6 protein-coding genes are annotated in these 6,327 nt (G+C 49.5%); 3 read left to right on the top strand and 3 right to left on the bottom strand.

Translation table 11 applies throughout. From position 1 onward, the window contains the following. The 3 genes from OGX94_RS13115 to yfbR form a co-directional block, all read left to right on the top strand. Window positions 1–241 (top strand): IS5/IS1182 family transposase (locus OGX94_RS13115; protein WP_031493805.1); only part of this gene is annotated, 241 nt, incomplete at its 5' end. A gap of 982 nt (window positions 242–1,223) precedes the next feature. After that, complete coding sequence (gene alaA, locus OGX94_RS13110) at window positions 1,224–2,441, top strand: alanine transaminase AlaA (protein ID WP_003028082.1); 1,218 nt, start codon at window positions 1,224–1,226, stop codon at window positions 2,439–2,441. An 83-nt stretch (window positions 2,442–2,524) separates the two neighbouring features. After that, complete coding sequence (gene yfbR, locus OGX94_RS13105; protein WP_003028083.1) at window positions 2,525–3,124, top strand: 5'-deoxynucleotidase; 600 nt, start codon at window positions 2,525–2,527, stop codon at window positions 3,122–3,124. Window positions 3,125–3,187: 63 nt separating this feature from the next. Here the strand turns inward: yfbR and OGX94_RS13100 are convergent, their stop codons facing one another. The 3 genes from OGX94_RS13100 to OGX94_RS13090 form a co-directional block, all read right to left on the bottom strand. Then, entirely contained in the window at window positions 3,188–5,020 is a 1,833-nt protein-coding gene (locus tag OGX94_RS13100; RefSeq protein ID WP_257661787.1) for an SLC13 family permease, read from the bottom strand. Window positions 5,021–5,097: 77 nt separating this feature from the next. Next, window positions 5,098–5,775 (bottom strand): sugar phosphatase, encoded by a 678-nt coding sequence (locus tag OGX94_RS13095; protein WP_008785348.1) that lies wholly within the window; start codon window positions 5,773–5,775, stop codon window positions 5,098–5,100. Further along, a complete protein-coding gene (locus OGX94_RS13090) occupies window positions 5,768–6,262 on the bottom strand; it encodes a YfbU family protein (RefSeq protein ID WP_003028086.1) in 495 nt (164 codons plus the stop codon). Before OGX94_RS13090 ends, OGX94_RS13095 begins: the two co-directional genes overlap by 8 nt. Between the last annotated feature and the right edge of the window lie 65 nt (window positions 6,263–6,327).

The following is a 6,327-nucleotide window of genomic DNA, read 5'->3' as shown; positions in this document are numbered from 1 at the left end:
GGTAAAAACCTTGAAGCAGCATCCGCGCAAGAACAAAACGGCCATCAACATCGAATACATGAAAGCCAGCATCCGTGCCAGGGTGGAGCACCCGTTTCGCATCATCAAGCGGCAGTTCGGCTTCGTGAAAGCCAGATACAAGGGGCTGCTGAAAAACGATAACCAACTGGCGATGTTATTCACCCTGGCCAACCTGTTTCGGGTGGACCAAATGATACGTCAGTGGGAGAGATCTCAGTAAAAACCGGAAATAACGCCAGAAATGGTGGAAAAAATAGCCTAAATAGGCTGATTCGATGTGTTTGCGGGAAAAAAATCGGCCCAGATCCGCGAAATTTTAATCAGCGAGTCAGCTTGGGAAGAAATGACCTGCTTATTCGCACCTTCCTTAGTGTAACCAAGTGAAAATAAGGATGTATTTGGTTTAACAAACGAAACAATTCTCTTTCTGAGCTATTTTAATACCCGTGATATTCATCGGAATATAGCAACGAGAAAGAGCCGTATTTTTAGCTGCTGGATGATTCTGACTAATGGGAAACATGTAAATTTTGTAAATTTAAAAAATAGTTAACGAACAATAATTTACACATTAAAAACTAACTTTTCAGGATGTTAGGAACAACCAACAAACATTTGAATTATCGTAAAATTCGTACTACACACCATTTCATAGGAGTTATCTTAACCTAAAACCACTATATTTATAAGTGTTATCGCGAATAATTCCGGGCAAATTGGTGTTATGTCAGTGCAACGGTTTTCGTATTATTGGCCCACTCAATTTGATGTCGTTTAAATAATAAATAATAATTAATTAAGAATCTCTCAATTCATTAATTATGCTTAACAATGGATTCACACCGCATCACGCAGGGATCAGACCGATAACAGATTTCGCAGGCAAAACCTCAGTATTTTCGAAATACGCCATTCAGCTGAGATCTCGGCTACCTTTTTCTTTACAGGCCTAACTTTTTTAGGCCAGACAAATCACCATACCCACACTAACAAAGCAAAATATAAACCACAAAAAACACAACAACCCAGATTATTACTCTACAAAAATCATATTATTTAGTCATTAACAGTGAATTATAATCCTCCTGCTTTCCAAAATCTTCTACTAAAGACCCTTCAAAACTCACCGTCGTGGGAGTACATTGTGCTGGGCTGACTTCCACGGCAGGGAGTGGCATTCACAGCTAAAAAGGTCAACGTTCATGTCCCCCATTGAAAAATCCAGCAAATTAGAAAACGTCTGTTATGACATTCGCGGCCCGGTTCTGAAGGAAGCAAAGCGCCTGGAAGAAGAAGGCAACAAAGTTCTGAAACTGAACATCGGCAACCCCGCGCCTTTCGGGTTTGAAGCGCCAGATGAAATTTTGGTGGATGTGATCCGCAATTTGCCAACTGCGCAAGGATATTGCGATTCCAAAGGCCTTTATTCAGCCCGCAAAGCAATCATGCAGCATTACCAGGCCCGTGGGATGCGCGACGTAACCGTGGAAGATATCTATATCGGTAACGGCGTATCTGAATTGATTGTGCAGGCCATGCAGGCATTGCTAAACAGTGGGGACGAAATGCTGGTTCCTGCACCTGATTATCCACTGTGGACGGCGGCGGTTTCGCTCTCTGGTGGTAATGCCGTGCACTACCTGTGTGACGAATCGTCAGACTGGTTCCCGGACCTGGATGATATCCGCGCCAAAATTACGCCGCGTACCCGTGGGATCGTCATCATCAACCCAAACAACCCTACTGGCGCGGTGTATTCTAAAGAGCTGCTGATGGAGATTGTTGAGATTGCCCGCCAAAACAATCTCATCATCTTTGCGGACGAGATTTACGACAAAATTCTTTACGATGACGCCGAGCACCACTCGATTGCGGCAATGGCCCCTGACCTGCTGACTATTACCTTTAACGGCCTGTCAAAAACCTATCGTGTTGCCGGTTTCCGCCAGGGCTGGATGGTACTGAACGGACCGAAGAAACATGCCAAAGGGTATATCGAAGGCCTTGAGATGCTGGCTTCTATGCGCCTGTGTGCCAACGTTCCGGCACAACATGCCATTCAAACCGCACTGGGTGGATATCAGAGCATCAGCGAATTCATCATGCCTGGCGGACGTCTGTATGAGCAACGTAACCGCGCCTGGGAACTGCTTAATGACATCCCCGGCGTCTCTTGCGTAAAACCGCGCGGTGCGCTGTATATGTTCCCGAAAATTGATGCTAAACGCTTCAATATTCATGACGACCAGAAGATGGTACTCGACTTCCTGTTGCAGGAAAAAGTACTGCTGGTCCAGGGGACGGCATTCAACTGGCCGTGGCCGGATCATTTCCGCATCGTCACGCTACCGCGTATTGACGATATCGAAATGTCGCTGAGTAAATTTGAGCGTTTCCTGTCAGGGTATCGCCAGCTGTAACCACGCAAAGTGCTGCCGGGTTTGCATCCGGTAGCACTCTCTGCGCAAAATACCGTTACTGAAGTCACTGAGTAAGGGTCGTTATGAAGCAGAGCCACTTTTTTGCCCACCTCTCCCGTCTGAAACTCATTAACCGCTGGCCGCTGATGCGCAACGTGCGCACCGAAAACGTGTCCGAACACAGTCTGCAGGTTGCCATGGTTGCCCATGCGCTGGCCGCAATTAAAAACCGTAAATTTGGTGGTCAGGTTAATGCTGAGCGTATTGCCCTGCTGGCGATGTATCACGATGCGTCAGAGGTGTTAACCGGCGATCTCCCTACCCCAGTGAAATATTTTAACTCGCAGATTGCTCAGGAATATAAAGCGATAGAGAAAATTGCCCAACAAAAACTGGTCGATATGGTTCCTGATGAGCTGCGCGATATTTTTGCGCCACTCATTGATGAACATGCCTTAAGCGAAGAAGAGAGGTCGATTGTTAAACAGGCCGATGCCCTGTGCGCGTATCTGAAGTGCCTGGAAGAACTCTCCGCCGGTAACAACGAATTTCTGCTGGCGAAAACACGTCTGGAAAAAACGCTGGAGTCACGACGAAGCGAAGAGATGGACTACTTTATGGACGTGTTCGTCCCGAGTTTTCACCTCTCATTAGATGAAATCAGTCAGGATTCTCCATTGTAAGTTTGCGACAACGTTACCTTTGTAGGCCGGATAAGGCGTTAGCCGCCATCCGGCACATAAAAATCAAAACGGAAACAGTATCGGGATCATCACCACGCACACCACCATCACAATGATGGTAAACGGCACGCCAATTTTTACGAAATCGCTAAAGCTGTAGTTACCCGGCCCGAGCACCAGTGTGTTTACCGGTGAAGAAACTGGCGTCATAAAGGCTGCGGAAGCCGCCATCGCAATCACCATCGCAAAAGGATACGGCGAAACGCCCATAGACTTTGCTGCCGCCAGCGCAATCGGCGCCATCAGTACCGCCGTCGCAGTGTTAGAGATAAATAACCCAATGGTCGCGCACAGCACGAACAGGCAGCCCAGCATCATATACGGGCCGTACCCTCCACCAACGTCCATTAACCCTTTAACCACCAGATCAACACCGCCCGTTTTCTGTAATGCCAGCGCAAAGGGCATCATTCCGACAATCAAAATAATACTTGGCCAGTGAATGGCTTTATAGGCGCTTTCGGCATCAATGCAACGGAATTTTCCCATCAGCAAACAGGCGATAATCGCGGCAACCGTATTAGGAATTTCATCGGTGAGCATTAACGCGACCATCAGCACCAGACAGAAAATCGCATGCGGCGCCTGGCTGTGCGCCGGGGAGGCTTCACTGACTTCCACGGGCATATTCAGCACCACGAAATCGCGCCCTTTTTGCCCCAACAAAGTGATGAGTTTCCAGTTACCCACCACCAGAATAATATCGCCCATCAGCAGCGGCTCATTGACGACCGCCCCGTCCAGCGCCGCACCATCACGCTTCAGTCCGACGACATTCAGACCATAACGTGTGCGAAAGGCGATTTCCCGTACCGTTTTGCCGATCAATTCCGATTCAGGGATCAATGAAATCTCGGCCATACCCACATCAAGCGCCTGCTCAGAGAAGTATTCGCCGCGCAGCACCATTGGCTCCAACAGTTGCTCGCTGCAAAATTCACGCAGGTCAACGTCGGCCGCTGACATATCGATCAGCAATACGTCACGGGCACGGAACTCAGAAACCCCGTTAACATCAACAATCACGCGGCGAAAACGCCGCCAGCGTTCAACACCAATCACGTTTGCCCCGTAGCGCTCACGCAATTTCAGGTCATCCAGACGTTGGCCAATCATGGGAGAACCCGGGCGAATCGCCAGGCGACGAGCACGCCCTGTCAGGCGATATTCTTTAATCAGGTCGCGAAAGGTCCGGCGCTTCCAGCCGTCTCCCGGCAGCCCGGAGTCTTCGCCTTTCAGCATAAAACGCATCACCAGCATATAAATTATGCCGAGAACCAACACCACCAGCCCCAGTGGGGTTACGCTAAAAAAGCTAAAACCGTTAAGTCCTTCACGTAACAATTCACTGTTGACGACCAGGTTCGGCGGCGTTGCCACCAGCGTCATCATGCCGCTTATCAATCCGGCAAAGCTCAATGGCATCATCAGGCGTGAGGGGGAGATTTGCATGCGCATGGAAACGCTTAAGACAACCGGAATAAAGATGGCGACCACACCGGTCGAACTCATGAAGGCACCAAGTCCGGCTACGGTTATCATCAGCAACACCAGCATTTTCACTTCACTGCTGCCAGCCACCTTCACCAGCCAGGCGCCCATTACCGTCGCCACCCCGGTACGCACCAGGCCGTCGCCGATAATGAATAAAGCCGCTATCAAAATAACGTTAGGATCGCTGAACCCGGAAAAAGCCTCTGTGATGCTCAATGTTCCACTCAGAACAAAGGCAATAATGACCAGCAAAGCGACCGCGTCCATACGCACTCTGCCAGTTGCAAACAAGACGACGGCAATCGCCAGCAATGAGAGAACCCATATCAATTCACCGTTCACAACATATCCTTGTTAAATGAGAGGGATGGACTGATTCTGCCATAAAAAAGCCCCAACAATCTGGGGCTAAATCATGATCAGGTATTTCTTATAACGACCACATTTCCGTTGGGTTGTTTGGTCACAGAAATATGTTCCAGACTGGTCAGCGAAAAATCCACCTCGTCCAGACGCGGCGTATCCGCTGGCGCGTTAACCGCGATGACATGACACCCAGCCGCCAGTCCTGAAAGCACCCCGGCGGGGGCATCTTCCACCACTGCACATTCCTGCGGTGCCAGGCCCAGAAGCTGAGCGCCTAACAGATACGCGTCTGGTTCTGGTTTCCCTCTCTTTACCCGCTCGGCGGTGACAAACACTTCAGGAGCAGGAAGCCCAGCAACACGATGGCGCGCCCGTGCGACCGGCATGGAGCCGGAGGTCACAATCGCCCATGGAATACCCGCTTTATTGAGATGGTTGAGTAAATCAACAGCCCCCGGCAGCGCGGTGATCCCGGCAGTTTCCGTCGCTTCGATCTGCTCCAGACGGGTAAATTCCGCGGCGATCTCTGCCTCAGACTTGCCCACCATAAAGTGTCGCAGGGAGGTAATGGCCTGCTTACCATGAATAAAGCCGAGTACCTCGGCGTGATCGAGGCCGAAGCGATCGGCCCAGTTGCACCACGCACGCTCTACTGCGGGTAAGGAATCGACCAGCGTTCCATCCAGATCAAACAGAAAACCTTTGCACTGCACGCTCGCCCCCTCAGGCATTAATGATTTGGTTAATTTCATTCGCGCTCAGGTGATACTGACGCGGGCAAGAGTGCCAAACATTCAGCATACGCTGATATTTTTCCCACATTGGGGTCTGGGCGTTGAAGCCATGCGTACCCGCATCAAAGTGGGTGTAACGACCTTCCACATTGACCATAAAACGAACATACCCGAGGAAACGGGCTTCCGTTGCAGCGTCAAAACCGAGGAAGGTCACGCGACGCTCATCAATAGCCTGTGCATCCTTAAGATTAGTCCAGGACACATGTAATGCGTGATACATCTCCATAATATCGATAATCGTACGACAGGTTTCTTCCGTCAGCTCACCAAACTCACGATCCAGCTCACGCATCTGCAAGCCGTAACCGCGTTCAATAATCGTCTGCAAACGACGATAACGCTCGGCGTTAGTTGGATCGAGCATAGTCATCATTTTGTACTGATTCGACAAAATCAGACGTTGAGCGTTGGTCATTTCCATTTGGGACTCCTGTATCACTACTACTGCGATGAAAAAAAGAAGGCATCATGTGCCTTCTTTTATAT

This window comes from Citrobacter sp. Cpo037, from assembly GCF_030332945.1.
In the GTDB taxonomy this organism is placed as follows: domain Bacteria; phylum Pseudomonadota; class Gammaproteobacteria; order Enterobacterales; family Enterobacteriaceae; genus Citrobacter; species Citrobacter portucalensis.
The sequence above is the reverse complement of the archived record's forward strand: the minus strand, read 5'-3'. Positions and strand labels throughout refer to the sequence as shown.

Excerpts from the sequence above, each read along its gene's own strand:
- alaA (WP_003028082.1), top strand. The coding sequence starts at position 1,224 with ATGTCCCCCATTGAAAAATCCAGCAAATTAGAAAACGTCTGTTATGAC.
- yfbR (WP_003028083.1), top strand. The coding sequence starts at position 2,525 with ATGAAGCAGAGCCACTTTTTTGCCCACCTCTCCCGTCTGAAACTCATT.
- OGX94_RS13095 (WP_008785348.1), bottom strand. The coding sequence starts at position 5,775 with ATGCCTGAGGGGGCGAGCGTGCAGTGCAAAGGTTTTCTGTTTGATCTG.
- OGX94_RS13090 (WP_003028086.1), bottom strand. The coding sequence starts at position 6,262 with ATGGAAATGACCAACGCTCAACGTCTGATTTTGTCGAATCAGTACAAA.